The organism is Paenibacillus sp. NPDC057934, from assembly GCF_042887565.1.
In the GTDB taxonomy this organism is placed as follows: domain Bacteria; phylum Bacillota; class Bacilli; order Paenibacillales; family Paenibacillaceae; genus Paenibacillus_AQ.
Genome location: NZ_JBHVPB010000003.1, coordinates 486,065 through 502,790 on the forward strand (window position 1 = coordinate 486,065; position 16,726 = coordinate 502,790).

The 16,726-nt window shown below is 49.6% G+C and carries 13 protein-coding genes; 9 read left to right on the forward strand and 4 right to left on the reverse strand.

Going from position 1 to position 16,726, the window contains the following annotated elements; all coding sequences use genetic code 11:
- Positions 1–174: 174 nt before the first annotated feature.
- Positions 175–801, reverse strand: a complete 627-nt coding sequence (locus tag ACFVRY_RS09540) for a hypothetical protein (RefSeq protein ID WP_387499547.1) — start codon at positions 799–801, stop codon at positions 175–177.
- Between the two features lie 268 nt (positions 802–1,069).
- Here ACFVRY_RS09540 and ACFVRY_RS09545 point away from each other — a divergent pair, with 268 nt between their 5' ends.
- The 6 genes from ACFVRY_RS09545 (at position 1,070) to ACFVRY_RS09570 (ending at position 9,782) form a co-directional block, all read left to right on the forward strand.
- On the forward strand, positions 1,070–2,194 hold the full coding sequence (locus ACFVRY_RS09545) for a glycoside hydrolase family 88 protein (RefSeq protein WP_387499549.1): 1,125 nt from the start codon (positions 1,070–1,072) through the stop codon (positions 2,192–2,194).
- A gap of 244 nt (positions 2,195–2,438) precedes the next feature.
- On the forward strand, positions 2,439–4,799 hold the full coding sequence (locus tag ACFVRY_RS09550) for a helix-turn-helix domain-containing protein (protein ID WP_387499551.1): 2,361 nt from the start codon (positions 2,439–2,441) through the stop codon (positions 4,797–4,799).
- A gap of 27 nt (positions 4,800–4,826) precedes the next feature.
- Positions 4,827–6,572 carry an extracellular solute-binding protein gene (locus tag ACFVRY_RS09555; protein WP_387499553.1) on the forward strand — a complete coding sequence of 582 codons (1,746 nt, stop codon included), beginning with the start codon at positions 4,827–4,829 and terminating at the stop codon, positions 6,570–6,572.
- Between the two features lie 189 nt (positions 6,573–6,761).
- A complete protein-coding gene (locus tag ACFVRY_RS09560; protein ID WP_387499555.1) occupies positions 6,762–7,742 on the forward strand; it encodes an ABC transporter substrate-binding protein in 981 nt (326 codons plus the stop codon).
- Between the two features lie 13 nt (positions 7,743–7,755).
- Positions 7,756–8,778 carry a FecCD family ABC transporter permease gene (locus ACFVRY_RS09565; protein WP_387499557.1) on the forward strand — a complete coding sequence of 341 codons (1,023 nt, stop codon included), beginning with the start codon at positions 7,756–7,758 and terminating at the stop codon, positions 8,776–8,778.
- On the forward strand, positions 8,778–9,782 hold the full coding sequence (locus ACFVRY_RS09570) for a FecCD family ABC transporter permease (protein ID WP_387499559.1): 1,005 nt from the start codon (positions 8,778–8,780) through the stop codon (positions 9,780–9,782). The genes ACFVRY_RS09565 and ACFVRY_RS09570 overlap by 1 nt, the downstream gene beginning before the upstream one ends.
- 43 nt (positions 9,783–9,825) lie before the next feature.
- Here ACFVRY_RS09570 and pdxR read toward each other — a convergent pair whose 3' ends face one another.
- Positions 9,826–11,262, reverse strand: a complete 1,437-nt coding sequence (gene pdxR, locus ACFVRY_RS09575) for a MocR-like pyridoxine biosynthesis transcription factor PdxR (RefSeq protein ID WP_387499562.1) — start codon at positions 11,260–11,262, stop codon at positions 9,826–9,828.
- Positions 11,263–11,506: 244 nt separating this feature from the next.
- Here pdxR and ACFVRY_RS09580 point away from each other — a divergent pair, with 244 nt between their 5' ends.
- The 3 genes from ACFVRY_RS09580 (at position 11,507) to ACFVRY_RS09590 (ending at position 14,623) form a co-directional block, all read left to right on the forward strand.
- On the forward strand, positions 11,507–12,898 hold the full coding sequence (locus ACFVRY_RS09580; protein WP_379465528.1) for an MATE family efflux transporter: 1,392 nt from the start codon (positions 11,507–11,509) through the stop codon (positions 12,896–12,898).
- 175 nt (positions 12,899–13,073) lie between these two features.
- Positions 13,074–13,706: a LysE family translocator gene (locus tag ACFVRY_RS09585; protein WP_387499564.1), complete on the forward strand. Its 633-nt coding sequence runs from the start codon at positions 13,074–13,076 to the stop codon at positions 13,704–13,706.
- 329 nt (positions 13,707–14,035) lie between these two features.
- The gene (locus tag ACFVRY_RS09590; RefSeq protein WP_387499566.1) at positions 14,036–14,623 is read left to right on the forward strand and encodes a YjgB family protein; all 588 of its coding nucleotides are present in this window, start codon (positions 14,036–14,038) and stop codon (positions 14,621–14,623) included.
- Positions 14,624–14,765: 142 nt separating this feature from the next.
- Here the strand turns inward: ACFVRY_RS09590 and ACFVRY_RS09595 are convergent, their stop codons facing one another.
- Positions 14,766–15,854 (reverse strand): hypothetical protein, encoded by a 1,089-nt coding sequence (locus ACFVRY_RS09595; protein WP_387499568.1) that lies wholly within the window; start codon positions 15,852–15,854, stop codon positions 14,766–14,768.
- A 156-nt stretch (positions 15,855–16,010) separates the two neighbouring features.
- Positions 16,011–16,370 carry a hypothetical protein gene (locus ACFVRY_RS09600; RefSeq protein ID WP_387499570.1) on the reverse strand — a complete coding sequence of 120 codons (360 nt, stop codon included), beginning with the start codon at positions 16,368–16,370 and terminating at the stop codon, positions 16,011–16,013.
- Between the last annotated feature and the right edge of the window lie 356 nt (positions 16,371–16,726).

The following is a 16,726-nucleotide window of genomic DNA, read 5'->3' on the forward strand; positions in this document are numbered from 1 at the left end:
TGGGAACTGTAGGAGCGAAAGCGATCGCCTGGAAAGATTACTGTAGGAAATCTCGCGTCCAAGTATAAACTGTGACCAGAAGATTTAACCACTAGAAGTCATTGAAAAGAGGGAATCTCTCTCGAGACAAAGTGACCGGAAGTCCAAATTATCCACGGTAGTGAGGATTAGGACCTATGTTTGTTTCTCAAGATACTCCGAAGCTACTCCCGAGCTGCTTAAGCTACTCAAGGTACTCAAGGTACTCAAGGTACTCCCAAGCTGCTCAAGCTGCTCAAGAAACTCAAGTAACTCAAGTAACTCAAGTAACTCAAGTAACTCAAGTAACTCAAGTAACTCAAGTAACTCAAGTAACTCAAGTAACTCAGGCAGCTCAAGTAACTCAAGTAACTCAAGTAACTTAGGCAGCTCAGGTAACTCAAGCAACACAAGCAACACAGGCAACACAGGCAACTCAAGTAACTCAAGTAACACAGGCAACACAGGCAACTCAGGCAGCTCAGGCAGCTCAGGCAGCTCTGGTAACTCAAGCAACTCAAGTAACACAGGCAACACAGGCAACACAGGCAACACAGGCAACTCAAGTAACTCAGGCAGCTCAGGTAACTCAAGCAACACAGGCAACTCAAGTAACTCAGGCAGCTCAGGTAACTCAAGCAACTCAAGCCGCTCCCTGGCTACTACTCTCAAGCGGCTCCGAGTGTAAATAACGGCATTTTTGTACCTTAATTTTATTGGAATGGATGATATGAGTAAAATAAGTGCATTTTTGTATGCTAATTCTTCCTGATATAGTCCCATGAGGACACTTTTCACGAAATAAGGTACAATATTGCTCTTATATCCTTAATTTTCCTCTAAACAAGAAATATAAGGTACAAAAATGCTCTTAATTGGGAATGTGGAATGAAATACGATTGACCTTCTTAACGGAGTCCGAGACAATTGCGGTTGAAAGCCCGTCTTTGCCAGAGAGACACAGGAAATTCTGTTTGACTCTTAAATTCACTTTATATAATACGATCTTAAAATGTTATCAGCAAGATTAATAGAAAGGAGCACCTCTATTATGAAAACAACACAATATACCTTCGATGCGGCCGCAGTCTGGGGCAGACTGGAGCGCAAAACGGCACTTATGCTCCGGTTGATCGGCGATAAATCCCCGCATGTAGCCGGGAAAGACGGCAAGTATGACGATAAGCGGATCGACTGGTGGACGTCCGGTTTCTGGCCGGGTATCCTGTGGCTTATGTACGACATGACTGGCAAGGAAGTTTACAAGGAGGCTGCCTGGAGCTGGGATGAGCGGCTCGAGCGGCTCATGCAGGAGCCTAATGCCTACGATCATGACGTGGGCTTTCAATTCTTGCCCACGGCCGTGTTCAAGCATCTGCTGACCGGCGATGCGGACGGTCTGCGCCGCGGGTTGTTCGCGGCGAACTTTCTCGCCGGACGGTACAACCTGAATGGCCGGTTCATCCGGGCCTGGAACGGCGACAAGCACGGCTGGTCCATCATCGACACTTCTATGAACTTGTCGCTGCTGTTCTGGGCTTCGCAGCAGTCCGGCGACCCCCGGTTCGCGCAGATCGCCCGGTCCCATGCGGAGACCGTGCTGAAGCACTTCATCCGGGATGACGGGTCGGTGAACCACATTGTGGTGTTCGACCCGGATTCCGGCGAGCGCCTCGAAGTGCTCGGCGGGCAGGGCCATGCCCCGGATTCCGGCTGGAGCCGGGGCGCGGCATGGGCGCTCTACGGCATGGCGAATACCTATCGCCACACCGGCGATGAGGTATTCCTGCATGCGGCGCGGCGAGTCGCCCATTGTTTCCTCGCGAACCTCCCGGAGGATGAGGTCGCGCACTGGGATTTCCGCGCGGCAGCCAGCCTTGCCGGCGAGCCGCGCGACACCTCAGCAGCCGCCTGCGCAGCGTCGGGGCTGCTGGAGATCGCCGAGCGTCTGACACCGGCCGAAGGCCGGGTCTATCGCGCGGCGGCGGAGCGCATCCTGGGTTCGCTGGATGCGCACTACAGCACATGGGAGGATGACAGCCATGAGGCCATCCTCCTCCATGGCACCGGCCACAAGCCGGCCGGTGAGAACGTGGACGTGTCGCTAATTTATGGCGACTACTTCTTCGTGGAGGCCATCGCCAAGCTGAGGGGCTGGCAGCACCGGATTTTTTGAGGTGCTGTCTCCCGCATCCACGCAGATACCCTTCGTGGAAGCCATCGCCCAGCCTTATCCGCGTAGTTATAGCTTTTTGCAGTCATAAACACTCAAATGACAATGACCCGAAATGGAACCTTCCACTCGGGTAATTGTCATTTTTATCAATCCGTTTTAACTTTTTGAACATTCCCTCTGCTGAAATGATCGGTATAATAAGGATACGCCGAATCCAAATCAAATCAGAAGATGAGGGGTTTTTTTGAATCTAAAATATTTGTGGGAGAAACGGAAAAGTATCATTGTAACCTGGTTAATCTCATACAGCGCGGTCTTGTTCGTGCCGATGATTGTCAGCCTGCTGGTATACACCCAGTCTAGTCAGGCGCTGAAAAGTGAGATTCATCGTGCCAATGATTCGATGCTAAGACAGGTTCGGTATACCATTGACACCCAGATTGATCTGATGAAGCGTCTGAATATGGAGATGACCTGGAACAACAAGCTTCAGGATCTGATGTATTCCAGCAAAACCCCGGGCGATGCCCAGTTCACGGTCTATCAATTGGTCAAAGAGCTGCGGATGTATCAGACTTCGTATGCTTCCATTGACGAGTTCTATGTCACCTGGGATCAAGACGGGTCTGTCATTCGGTCCGGTAATGTACGTGATTTAGAAACCGCTTTCAATACAATTCACAATACCGGTTCCCTGACCTATGAACAGTGGCTGGATATGATCCATCAATCGGCAAATAACCGTTTTCTGCTGCTGCCCCATCTAGATTCGGCCAAACCGCAGACCGGCATAGCCTACCTGACCCACTTGCCCAAGGATTTGAACGGGAGGGAGACGGGAACAGTAGTGGTCATGGCGGATACCGCAAGGTTCCAGAAAGCCATCGAGAGCATATCCGGTTTCAGCGGTGGTCAAATTATGGTCCTTAATGAGGAGAACGAGGTACTGCTGTCCAATCTGCCAGTATCCATTAATCTGGATCAGTTATTGCAGGATTTGCCGGCCGACAGCAGCCAAGTCATGAATATCCCGGCAAGAGACGGGGATTCCGAGCTTTTTTACATCCAATCTTCTATTTCCAAATTAAAATATGTCCTGACGATCCCAAGCAGTATTTATTGGGAAAAAGCGGAGTATGTCCGCAGATTCACTTATATCAGCCTCTTTCTCAGTTTTGTGAGCGCGGGGGTGCTGACCTGGTTTTTTATGCGCCGCAATTATTCGCCGATTCAGCAGCTCGTACAGCTTCTGACAGACAAGAACTCTCATGAAGAACGGACAGATTGGAACGAATTGAGCTTTATTCAAAGATCCATCTCGAAGACCAGAAGTGAAAAGGAAAAAATCGCCCTACAGCTGGAGTCTCACCAGCATGTGTTACGTTCCAATATGCTCAATCGGCTCCTCAAAGGCAAGACGGACCCGTTGATTCCTTATGAAGAGGCTTTCGAGTCTTTTGACATTAAGCTGTTGTCCGAGGAGTTTGCGGTGATCCTGTTCATGGTGGAGAACGGCGAAAGTCTGTCCACTCAGCTGCCGGGCATTGATCTGCATGAGAAAAGCAAGCTGATTCAGTTCATTATCAGTAATGTGGTGGAGGAGCTAGCCGAGCAGTACCATCATGTCGGATATATGGTGGAAGTGGATGATATGATGGTGTGTCTGGTGAATTGCGGAGAGCCGGAATCCACTGTGTTCAAAGAAGACCTGAAAGCTATGGCTGCGGAAGCGCAGCGCTTTCTGGCCAGCTACCACATGGTACTGACGCTGTCCATCGGCGGCATTCATTCCTCCCTGTCAGGTATCGCTGAAGCTTACCGCGAGGCAGTAGACGCCATGGCCTACAAAATGGTGCTGGGCAAACAGGAGATCATTGCCTATGACGAAATTCGCAAAGAGACGACGGATCATTCACAGACAGGATATTATTATCCGCTGCAGGTGGAGCAACAGATTATCAATCTGATCAAGGTGGGGGACATGGAGCAGGTCACGAAAATCATCGACGAGGTGACGGACCGTAACTTTAATCAGCCGGTTATTTCACTGACGCTTGCAAGGTGTCTGATCTTTAATCTGGCTGGAACCATGGTGAAGGCGATGAACGAGCTTGGCGACGGGGACAGTAGCATGTTGGGCGATAACCCTTTATGGCTGGATCAAATCATTGCTTGCGACACGATCCTGGAGATGAAGGCGGAGCTCCAGACACTGGTTGCTGAGGTCTGCGCGTTTGCCGCAGCCAAGCTGGAGCAGAACGTCTCACATGAACGGGCAGAGTCGCTGCGTGATTTGGTTCTCAAGGTTACGGCGCATATCGAAGACCAATACAGTAATTCCAATCTGAGCGTCAATATGATCGGCGAGCATTTTAACATGAAGGGCAGTTATTTATCGAAGCTGTTCAAGAGCCAGACCGGAGAAGGCGTGCTGGATTATATCAACAAATACCGGATTGGGCAGGCCAAGGAGATGCTGAAGACGAGACAGGCCTCAATTTCAGATATCGCTAAGCAGGCCGGATACAACGAGGTGGCGACCTTTATTCGCGTATTTAAGAAATATGAGGGGATTACCCCGGGCAAATTCAAGGAAATGAAGTGATACATCCGGAAGAAAGGAGGACGTTTCATGAGCGAACAAGGAACGGAGAGCAACGTAGAGAGGGACGCGGGAGAACAGAATACAGTCGATCTGCGTGATCAGAACTTGTCAGCTAAGGCAGGCAAGCAGGGGCGATTCGGTCGATTCCGGCAGTTCCTGTGGCTGCTGCTCTTGCTCGCGGTGTTGGGCTCCTCCTGCAAGGCACAGGTGCCGAAGCAGCAGGAGGTCTCCTTGCCATCTTTAGCGCAAAAAAGTATAGTGTCGGCTATTCCCCAAGAGGACGGTTATCCGATTCACACGAACAAGACGCTCACTTATTGGGCAGAGCTGAATGGCAATGCTGGCAATATCAAGCCGACCTTTCAGGACGTTCCCTTCTTTCAGGAATGGCAACGCCGGACAGGGGTGAAGCTGAATTTCATTCAGCCTCCGGCCAATCAGGCCAGAGAAGCCATTAATGTGTTGCTAGCTTCAGGGGATCTACCGGATATGCTGGAGTACGAATGGGCCGGTTTTCCCGGGGGACCTGAGAAGGCAATCAGCGACGGGTACATTTTGCGTTTGAATGAAGCCATGGACAAGTATGCACCCCATCTGAAGCAATACCTTCGTGAGCATCCCGAGATCGATAAGCAGGTTAAGACGGACAGCGGCAGCTACTACGTGTTTCCGTTTATTCAGGGGGATGAGAGGCTGCTTACGTATCAGGGTCCGATTATCCGCAAGGATTGGCTGGATGAGCTAGGGTTTCAGGTGCCTGCCACAATAGAGGATTGGTATACCGTCCTGAAGGCTTTTAAGGAGAAAAAAGGCATTGCGGCCCCCCTCAGCTTCCTGGGCGTTCCCAGCCCGTTGTTCGGTATCGAGAGCGGAGCCTTTGTCGGGGCCTACGGGATCAAGAAAGGCTTTTATCTGGATCAGGGTCAAGTGAAGTATGGGGCAATAGAGCCTGGATACAAATCCTTTCTGGCCCTATTCCGCGAGTGGTATGCCGAGGGTCTGATTGACAAAAATATGTCTTCGGTCGACACCAAGACGCTTGATGCCAATATGATCTCCGGCCGCAGCGGGGCCAGCATTTGGAATGCCGGTGCAGGCATTGGTATATGGCAACCCGCGGTGAAGGACAAATGGCCGCAGGCCAAGTTCGTCCCGGCTCCCTACCCGGTGCTTCATGCCGGAGAGAAGCCGAAATTCGGGCAGCGGGCCAATGCCTACATGGGCAGCGGCGGTGTAGCGATTTCCAGCAGTAGCAAGAATGTGGAGGAAGCGGTTCGTATGCTGGATTACGGCTACAGTCCCGCGGGACATCTACTTTTTAACTTCGGCATGGAGGGCATCAGCTATGAGATGAAGGACGGGTATCCGGCTTATACGGATCTCATCATGCAGAATCCAGACAGACTGGCTCCGGCTCAGTCGCTTGCCATGTATACACGAGCCAGTTATTTTGGTCCTTTTGTACAGGACGCCCGTTATCTGGAGCAGTACTATTTCCTGCCGGAGCAGCAAGATGCTGTCGAGACCTGGTCGGGAACCGATGCCAGAAACACCCTGTTTCCGCAAATTTCCAAAACAGAGAAGGAGAGTACGGAATTCTCTGCGATCATGGCGGATGTTACGACTATGGTGGACGAAATGTCCCTGAAGATGATTTTTGGCATCGAGCCGCTGGAGAACTTCGACGATTACGTAGCTCAGATCAAGGCTTTGAAGATCGACCGGGCGATTGAGATCCAAAGTGCGGCCCTTGATCGGTATGTGAAACGGTGAGTGAGAATCAGCGAAGTAGATATAACATGAAGAGCTCTGCCGAAAAGTGGCAGGGTTTTTTCTTGTTTATTTGAGCCAAACTGGATGAGGTCCTGTTTGAAAAACCGGATGGTGTAAAAGTGGCGGTCTTGTCTTAAACTAATCATTGATAATAATTATCATTTTCATAAGAGGGGAAGAAAAACAGAGATGCGTAAAAGAAAGCTACATATGGGGATTATTTTTACTATTCTGCTAAGCCTTGCTCTGGCTGGCTGCGGCAATAAAGATCAAACGGCGGTTTCCGGCTCTAACACAACAAAAGAGGAGGCCACTCCCACCGAGCAAGCTTCCAAGGCTGTCTCTATTAAGCACGCATGGGGCGAAACGGAGTTTGCACAGACGCCGCAAAAAATCGTTACACTGGATTTTTCCTTTATTGATACGTTGACTGCCCTTGGAGTAACGCCTGTAGGGAATGCGGGTGTAGGCAAGACCAAAGTACCGGAATATCTGGCGGATAAAGTGACAGGAGTGGCTGATGTGGGAGAGCGCAAGGCACCCAATCTGGAGGTCATCCAGTCCCTGAAGCCAGATCTGATCATTGCCAGTGTGGATCGTCATGCCATGATTCGCAAGGAATTGGAAGGCATAGCGCAGACGGTTGCTTTTGATGATGCGAGTATTGATCAAATCTTGAGCAATGTAACTACTATTGGAGAAATGCTGGGCAAGAGTGAAGAAGCCAACAAGGTGAACAATAGACTGAAAGCGAAGATTGCAGAAGTGAAGAGTAGTATGAAAGGCTCCCCTTCGGTGCTGGTAGTCGGCTACTTCGACGATCACTTCACGGTTTGGATCAAGGATTCCTTTATCGGAACGCTCTTGACGCAAAGTGGCCTGAATTATGCGTTCAATGGAGAGATTACCAGTACAGAAGGCAAGGGCGAGGGTACGCGTATGGCATTGGAACGCTTGCATGAGCTGAACCCGGATTATATTATGTTGTATGGCGACAGTACAGACAAGCTGAAGTCGAACCCGCTGTATCAAGATATGAAGGCTGTGAAGGAAGGCCATCTTGTGAATGTAGACCGTGATCTATGGGCGCGCGCCCGTGGGCCGATTGCAGCGGATCAGATTTTGACTCAGGTTCAGGATATCCTGAAGGAAAAAAGTGCATCCAAGTAGGGAGAGATCTCTTTTGAGTGATATCGGTTTGAAAAAAGAAGGGGAGGCGCGTAAAGCGCCCCCCTTGTGGTTGGTTTTCAGCATTTTCGGAGTGCTTCTGCTTGCTATAGCCGCTGTCAGCCTCAGCTACCGGGTAAAGGGATTGACTTGGTCTACGTTGTTCTCCACCACAAGCGATGAAGTCTTGACTTACACATTGTGGTCCATTCGCGCGCCCCGGCTGCTCCTGTCCATTATTTTGGGCGCCGGGCTTGCGGTTGCGGGCTGTCTGCTACAGAGTATGACCCGCAATCCGCTGTCTGATCCCGAGATTCTGGGGATTAACCAAGGTGCTTCCTGCTTCGCAGTTATTGCCATCATCGGATTTGGCGAGAGGGACAGCTCGGCCGTGATCCTGCTGGCTTCTTTATGCGGTGCCGGGGCTATCGGTCTCTTAATTTCCTGGCTATCCCGTTACAGTGGAAACGATGCCTCCCGGCTAATGCTGGCAGGTGTTGCGATAAGCGCATTTATGGGTGCTTTAACAACCGGATTTATTTTGCTCTATGAGACGCAGCTTATCGAAATTTTGTACTGGATGGCCGGAAAATTGACAGGGACTACATGGAGTGACAACAAATTGGTCTGGGCACTGGATATTCCCGCCCTAATCGTAGCTTTTTTGCTGGCCCGAACGTTGAATTTGCTGGGGCAAGGGGAAGAGCTGGCCACTGGGCTTGGGGTAAATGTACCCCGGGTCCGGCAACTGATCGGTGTACTGATCGTTATTCTGACAGGCAGTGCTGTCGCCGTAGCGGGACCGATCGGTTTTATCGGTCTCATGGTGCCGCATATGGCGAAACGGCTCGGCGGTTTAGATCACAAGGTCATTTTACCGCTGTCTGCTATCATGGGGGCCGTGCTTTTGTCTGCTGCCGATTTTTTGTCGCAGTGGCTGACTTATCCTGCCGATTTGCCAGTAGGTATTATTACGGCATTCATGGGGGTACCTTTCTTTCTGTACCTGCTGCGCCGTCAGCGGGAGGGTCATAGATAATGAAACTGAGAAAATGGACCCGTTTTGGGCAGATCATTGCGTTATTGTTATTGCTGCTGATTATAGCAGCGGTCTTGAGTCTCCGCTTCGGTGCGGTGAATACGCCGCTGCGGGAGATTTTGGCCGAACTGTCCGGCGGAGAACCGCTGGTGCTTAAATATCGTCTGCCGCGGCTGATTATTGCAGTCCTGACCGGGATCAATATGGCCGTCGCCGGGGCTATCCTGCAGAGCGTCACCCGGAATCCGCTGGCTGCACCTGATATTGTGGGTGTCACCGCCGGCGGCGGATTTGGTGCAGTGGTTGTGCTACTCGTTTTTCCGACATGGAGCGCGGCGGGACTCCCGATAGCAGCTTTTGCCGGAGCAGTGACAGCTGCTGTGATCGTCTACTTGTTCGCTTACCAGCGCGGCGGAATCCGGCCTACCCGACTTGCATTAACTGGTGTATCCGTGTCTCTGGGCTTTCATTCGCTGATTACGTTCTTGATCGTCAAATATGCGCTGGATTCTTCCCAGGCACTGGTCTGGCTGAAGGGTAGTCTCTATGCCCGCTCATGGCAGCATGTGGAAATGCTCTGGCCCTGGACACTGGGAGGCGTGCTTCTCGCGCTGCTTAGTCACCGTCAGATTAATACGCTGCAATTGGACGAAGATACCGTAACCGGCCTAGGGCTGCGTATCCAGCTGGTACGCGTGCTGCTGCTGCTTACAGCAGTAGGGCTGTCCGCAAGTTCGGTGGCTGTCTCCGGTACGATTGGCTTTGTTGGCTTGGTCATCCCGCCGTTGTCCAAATGGCTAGTCGGTCCTGACAGCCGATTGTATTTGCCTGTATCAGCTCTGCTGGGAGCTTTGCTGGTTACGCTGGCAGATTTGCTTGGTCGCGTGGTTCTGCCTCCCCTGGAAATTCCGGCGGGAATCTTCACCGCCCTGATCGGTGTACCTTATTTTATCTACCTGCTGCTCATTCGCAGAGCACAGCCAAACAAGAGCCAGTCCCGTTAAGGGCTGGCTCTTGTTTGGTTTGTTTAGTGTCCTTAATCCTTTATTATTTCTGCAATTCAGCGCGCACAGCGTCCGCCAGTCTGGCTATACCAGGTACAATGTCCTGGTCTGTCGGTCTGCTATAGGACAGCCGCAGATAACCAGACTCAGCGCCGTATACCCCGCCCGGCACAAACGCCACGCCTCTCTGCAGCGCCGCCTCCAGCAGCCGGCTTTCGTTGATCTCTCCTGACAGCTTGCACCACAAAAAAATTCCACCTTCAGGTTTGTTGAAGCTGATTATGCCAGGCAGCTCTTGTTCCAATGCCCTAATGGTTAAATCTCGCTTGTACAGCAGCCTTTGCCGTAACATCTCCAAGTGGGACACGAAGGCGGGCGAAGACATAAACTCTGACGCGATATGCTGAGGGATGATGCTGAAGCCAAGATCCATCTGCCGTCTGGCATCGGCAAGGCGACTGAGGACGGACTCCGGGGCGACAATCCAGCCGATGTGCAGGCCCGGTGCAGCTATTCTGGAGAAGGAACCTGTATAAAGCATACCTGAGGCTGTATCCTCTGATTTCAGCGGGAAGGCCAGCTCGCCGTTGTATCCGGTCAAGCCCAGCGGATCATCCTCTACAACAGGAAGCCGCAGCTCGCTGGCTGTTTCCAGCAGCAGCTTACGTCTTTCCCTGCTCAGCAGTGTTCCAGTGGGATTCTGAAAATTGGGATTGATGAATAGCATTTTGATCCGGTGCTTCCTGTGCAACGTGCGCAGACTGTCCGGGCAGATCCCCTGGTCATCTACAGGCAGCCTGAATAACCGCAAACCTGCCGACCGGAACATCGACAATGAACGGAAAAAAGAAGGGGACTCGACCCCAATGGCATCGCCTGGTGACAACAGGCATTGGGTAATTAAGTACAGCGATTGCTGTGAGCCCGAGGTAATCATAATGGAATCCGGGGTCGTCTGGATGCCTCTGTAACGCGCAAGAAATTCCGCCAAGGCCTGACGAAGGGGGAGATATCCCTGGGGGAGATCAGGCCCTTCATGGGGCGAATAACGGTATTCGCCAATAATACGATTCATCTCATCTGTCGGCACCAGTTCTAACGAAAGCTTTCCGCTGGCAAAATCAATCAGCTCGGGATCATGCTTCAGCGCTTCGCGGACACGGCGGAGCAGCGGAAGATTAGGCAGAAAGTTGCCGCTATCTGCGTAAGCCTGCCAACTTGGCGTAGGGGGCGCACTTCTTTGCCTGAACGGGCTGACAAGCGTCCCGCTGCCTGGCCGGGTCTCGATCACACCCTGTGAGCGCAGCTCCGAATAAGCAAGCACTACCGTACTGCGATTGACTTTGTACTGCTCCGCCAGCTTCCGTTCCGAGGGCAGCCGACTGCCCGGCGGATACTCGCCTTGTGCTATTTTTTCTCCTAGAAGATCAGCGATTTGAAGATACACTGGCCTGCTGCTTTGCCGATTCGGTTTCCACATCTATTCATCACCTGCCATTGCTAATCCTGATTCGGGTTGTTTTTTTATTCTACACTATTTCGGCGTGGACAACCCAGTCGATCCGTATTCCGCTTTTGAGATAAATATGTTGCCCTGGAGTACAGACTTAACATCGTATTTAGTGTAAACTGAATGTAAAGTGATCACGGAACAGTTGGTATATTTTCTGAAAAGGCTCTTCATGTGAAGAGTTTTTTCCAATTTTACAGAAAAGAATGTGATGATGGTTATGCAGCTTCGCGCTCGTCTTCCGAAGAAACGTTTTCTAGAAAAGTACCTCTCAGGGGAGAGCATGGATTACCGGCAAATTATAGCGTTGTTTATTCCGGTTTTGATTGATCAGGCTTTCATTATCGGGCTCAACCTGGTGAATACCGCGATGATCAGCTCGTCGGGAGTAGCAGCGGTCAGTGCGGTCAATATGGTGGATGCGCTGAATATTTTCCTGATCAACGTCTTTGTCGCGGTTGCCACCGGGGGAACGGTAGTAGTTGCACAGTATAAGGGGAGCGGCAATGACCGAATGGTCTCTCAGGCGACAGCAGGCTCCGTCACTTCGGTGTCACTGATCGCGGTTGGCATCGGCCTTCTGCTGATGGGCTTCCACACGCCTATACTTAATCTTCTGTTCGGGTCAGCTTCGGCCGACGTACTGGATAGCGCGCGGGTTTATCTGATCGGCAGCAGCATCTCTTATCTGGGTATCGCTACGGTTCAGGCGGTGTGCGGAGCCTTACGGGGTGTCGGTAGAACCCGGGCGTCCCTGGTACTGTCGTTGATCATGAACTTGCTGTACGTTGTCCTCAACGTAGTTTTTATTAACCTGCTGCATATGGGTGTGCTGGGAATGACACTTGCGATTAATATCGCCCGTTATGTGGGGATGGCCTGTGCCTTGTATTATCTGTTCAAAGTAGACACTGCACTACGAGTCCGCGTGCGCGACTTATTCCATATTCCAATGACTATGCTTCGAAAAATCATGTTCATCGGCCTGCCATTCGCAGCAGAGCAGATGTTCTTCAATGGCGGTAAGCTTTTGACCCAAGTATTCATTGTCAGCCTGGGTACCTACGCCATTGCGACCAATGCTATCGCAGGTTCGCTCGCTATGGTGTTTCAGATTCCGGTCAGCGCGTTGTCACTAACCATTGTGACGGTGGTTGGTCAATGTATTGGACGGGGTAATGTCGCTGATGCCAGAAAGTTCATCAAGGCCTTTCTCTGGATCGGTTCCGGGTCGCTGGCGCTGATTGCCTTAATTCTGATGCCACTGTTCCACCCGTTGGTATCGATCTTCTCGCCGCCACCGGAGATTATTCATGATCTGTTTGTGGTGTTGCTGGTCAATTCCATCGCCCAGGTGCCGCTGTGGGCCATCAGCTTTGTTCTGCCATCTGCGCTACGGGCGGCGGGAGACTCCAAATTTACTTCTATCACCTCGATGCTGACCATGTGGCTATTCCGGGTAATTCTTGGCTATATCCTGGGAATCGTGCTCGGTTACGGTATTCTGGGGGTTTGGCTGGCGATGAATAGTGAATGGGCGGTTCGCGGAGGTATTTTCCTGTGGCGGTTCCGCGGCAAGAAGTGGTATGCGCATAAACTGATTTAAGATTCTGCGGTTAGCTGGGTAAAAGACTGCACTAAGTCGGGCATAGTGGGGGAGCTGCATGAAATATGCGGCTCTCTTTTTGTATAGTAAATTGAAGAAAAAGGGATTGTACCTATTGATTTCATCGTGTAAAATAAGTAATTACGCATAAATATACAGAGGTGATTTTACAGAAATGGCACTACTACTTACCTATGTTCTATTAGGATTCTCCATCGCTCTTCCAGTGGGTACGATTACAATTGAAATGACGAAGCAGGGGCTCAAGAATGGGTTCATGCACGGATGGATTGTCGGACTGGGCGGCATGACCGTGGACATGTTGTTAATCGTCGGGCTCTATTTGGGCCTGGCATCGGTACTATCTCTTCCAATTATACAAGTGATTATGTGGCTGGTTGGTGCGCTGTTCTTATGTTACGTGGGCTATGACAGCATCAAGAACGCGAATCATGATATTTCATTAGCCGGAGAGAAGAATACCAAATCGCTATTTTCATCCTATAAAAATGGGTTGCTCGTTGCCGTCTCGCCAGGAAATCTTGTGTTCTGGGTGAGCGTGTTCGGTACCGTGCTGGCTGATTCATTCGACCAATCCAATAAAGGAAGCTTCCTGATCGTCGGTTTGGGGATTATGCTCGGTATTCTGATTCATGACTTAGGCCTAATGACGATTGTGGCGACCACGCGGAAAGCGATGAACCATACAGCCATCAAATGGGTGACGATAACAGCAGGCATAGTCCTAATTGGTTTTGCAGGGTACTTCTTCTACCAGTTTGTGATGAGTCTACAACAATATTTCTGAGTGAGCTCAGCCTAAAGGTAAATTCTTTGCAAACTAAAATGAATTTTCTGTAACGAAGATCGCAATAACCGCCGTGATTATGGGGCGGTTGCTGTCAGCAAAGAGAGGGAGCGTCTTTTTTCCCGGATCAACCTGTGCCGTCATGGGATTGAGAACTAACCTGTTATTGGAATTCGAGTGGAAGGCATCCAGTTCAAGATGTATATTAGTACTCGTGAAGTTACAAAGCAGTAAGATTTCTTTCATTAGATCGTTACTTACCGCTACACCCTCCGTGCTAAGATGGTCTGGTCCTAACATAAGCGCTATACACAAGGAGGAAGTTCACAATGCGTTTGAAACAACCAATTCTAAAAATAACCCTTGCTGCTGCATTGACGACCGTAGTTGGTGTAGGAGCTGTTATAGCGAATCCGGGCCTTTTGCCTGTGAGCCAGGCCGCAGCTGCGAAAGCAAGCGTAACCGATTCTGAACAAGCACTCAAGACATTAAACAGTTTCTATAAACCAGCATTGAAAGGCCAGTTTCCAGGCTCCGTTAGCGGCTTTACCGTAGGCAAGAGTACACGGCAAGATGTATATAAGCTGTTCGGCGAACCAGAGCAGAAGGGCAATAATGCTGACGCTTTTGAACTCTATCATGCTGAAATGGGTCATCCGGGATATGCCTTCTCCTACAAGCTGGACAAAATCCGCGAAATGCGTTATTTCGGTACGAATATCGAGCGCCAAACTAATATCGGCGGGATCACCATGAGTATGCTGAAGAAAAATTGGTTTGCCCCTAACGCCACAACTATCATTAAAAATGGCAAGCTCAAACAAACAAAATTAACCTATGTTCGCGGTGATTATAAGCTGGAGTTTATTTTCAATAGTAGCACGGATTTGGATCATATTAATTTGTTGCATTCTTAATAACATGATGTAAGCCTGTGTCAATGGCTTGGAAAATAACGGAAAAGAAGAGTAGTGATTCCCTGGGGGAGTCACCACTCTTCTTTTTTTGGAGGAGGAGCATTGGGGTATCTAACCTAAACGCTCCCTGCTGTGCTGGTGATTAATTATAAAAGTTAATTGTTGGTGAAGGTTCAGATCCGCTTGCATACCATTTGTTCAAGCTGCTGACAAAATCGATGACTTTATTGGTATTCAAATCAAATACCAGAAGATCCGGATCTCCTGCAGTATCGATAAAATCAAAACGGCGTGGTGTTGTTCTTCCGCTTGTATCTACAAAAGAAGAATAATGTTGGGTCGGCGGGCCGGACCGGAACTCGGATTCAAAATAAGTGAACAGCGTACCTTCTTTCAAATAAAGCAGAACGGCATTATTGGAGCTGGCAGATGCTGAAGAATAGCTGATGCCAGTGGTCACGCGTGACACTCTTACATCAGAAATACTATGATTGCGTGATGAATAGTTGCCGCCATAGGAGAATGTATAGTCACGTTTCCAGTCCAAATGAGGGTTGACGTCGGCGGCATTCTTAGTGCTGGCAACAAATGTACCATTGACGAAAATTTTATCATCCGGGTACTGCATTACTGCGTATAGCAGGGAGTTAGTATAAGACAAAACCGCAGCCTGATGATCAAAAGGGTTTGTGGCGTTCATATGAATACTGTAGGAAGTGCCGAGTGTACCTATAGAAGTTACACGCAGTCCCCAGTCCCCTGCACCAAGTCCAGTAACATACATTACATTATTTGGGGCGGAAGAGATATTAGTGGATGTAGCCGTTCCTGTTGTCCAATCGATTTTATACAGCTCGACTCTATAATTCGAGTTGGTAGACTTGATCTGAAAGAGAATGTTGCGGTTAGTAGGGACGCTAAAAAACCAAAAATCGGTAGGGTCTGCAGCTGTAAGCGAATCAGTAAAGTTCATCAAGCCACCGGTAACATCGTAATTGGCCATTATTGAAAAGGCTGGACGGCTTACAGGAATAGTTTGATCAGCTTGAAGTTGAATGGTTGCAGGCTGAAGTACCGCTCCGTCATTGCTTGGTTCTACAGCAGACGTAGTGACAGTAAATTCTTCTGTTGCGGGCTCAGCCGATGCTAAGGTATTAAATGAACCAGATGTGAACACGACGATAAGCAACGAAAAGATCAAAAAATACTTACGGTATGATTTCAATTTCATCTTCCTTTTCTTTTTTATTTATATTGATTCACTATTCACCTAAGAAAATAATGAATTAATATTATATTCCTATATTTCCATAATATACATTATTGTGCTAACACCTATGATTTTACAAGTAAAAAAATGTTAATTCGCATATAAAGTTTCGCATGATCACACCAGTATATCCCAATCCTTGAACACCCGCTGCAGTCCGTTCTGATACAATATCTCCCGAATTTCGGACACACTTCGACCGTCGGAGATCTTAACTGAGGGGGGGCCTCCGTCACTGACGTGTCCGCCTACTGCGGCCGACATCTTGGTTACGCCAAGATGAATGAGGCGGTCGCGCAGATGCGCTGGCTCGCGGGTAGAGTGGGGAATTCCGGCCCGGGGCAGAAGAAGCCGGTAGGCGAGGATAACCTGCACCAGTGCACTGTCGGTTACGTCCGAATCGGGATGCCAGTGTTCGCAATCGCAGCCGCTTCTTCGCCATTGACCGGATTTCTGAGCCAATAGGGGGTAAAACATGAGCCTCTACGATAGATTGCTAGAATTAGAACGTTTCCCGTTTAGAGAGCAGTTCTCGGAATACACGGAACTGGATATCCAGCGCATTTTGACTAATGAGTGAAGCAAAGCGGAACAGGATCTTATTAATAAACATAAGGGTTTGTTTAGAATTTTCTTTGCCTCAGAACAAGAAATCGAGAAATTTATAAATGAAAAGATGAAAAAATGAAAAAGCAAGAAACGGTTGCACATTCATTAGGTATGAAGTATATTCGTGAACACAGTTTAACCTATATTGACGCCTACTATAGTGATATGGAAATCTACGGAAACATAATAAAAATATTGATACCATAGTAGTTTCAGTAGGTGGT

Excerpts from the sequence above, each read along its gene's own strand:
- ACFVRY_RS09540 (WP_387499547.1), bottom strand. The coding sequence starts at position 801 with ATGGGACTATATCAGGAAGAATTAGCATACAAAAATGCACTTATTTTA.
- ACFVRY_RS09545 (WP_387499549.1), top strand. The coding sequence starts at position 1,070 with ATGAAAACAACACAATATACCTTCGATGCGGCCGCAGTCTGGGGCAGA.
- ACFVRY_RS09555 (WP_387499553.1), top strand. The coding sequence starts at position 4,827 with ATGAGCGAACAAGGAACGGAGAGCAACGTAGAGAGGGACGCGGGAGAA.
- ACFVRY_RS09560 (WP_387499555.1), top strand. The coding sequence starts at position 6,762 with ATGCGTAAAAGAAAGCTACATATGGGGATTATTTTTACTATTCTGCTA.
- ACFVRY_RS09570 (WP_387499559.1), top strand. The coding sequence starts at position 8,778 with ATGAAACTGAGAAAATGGACCCGTTTTGGGCAGATCATTGCGTTATTG.
- pdxR (WP_387499562.1), bottom strand. The coding sequence starts at position 11,262 with ATGTGGAAACCGAATCGGCAAAGCAGCAGGCCAGTGTATCTTCAAATC.
- ACFVRY_RS09580 (WP_379465528.1), top strand. The coding sequence starts at position 11,507 with ATGGTTATGCAGCTTCGCGCTCGTCTTCCGAAGAAACGTTTTCTAGAA.
- ACFVRY_RS09585 (WP_387499564.1), top strand. The coding sequence starts at position 13,074 with ATGGCACTACTACTTACCTATGTTCTATTAGGATTCTCCATCGCTCTT.
- ACFVRY_RS09590 (WP_387499566.1), top strand. The coding sequence starts at position 14,036 with ATGCGTTTGAAACAACCAATTCTAAAAATAACCCTTGCTGCTGCATTG.
- ACFVRY_RS09595 (WP_387499568.1), bottom strand. The coding sequence starts at position 15,854 with ATGAAATTGAAATCATACCGTAAGTATTTTTTGATCTTTTCGTTGCTT.
- ACFVRY_RS09600 (WP_387499570.1), bottom strand. The coding sequence starts at position 16,370 with ATGTTTTACCCCCTATTGGCTCAGAAATCCGGTCAATGGCGAAGAAGC.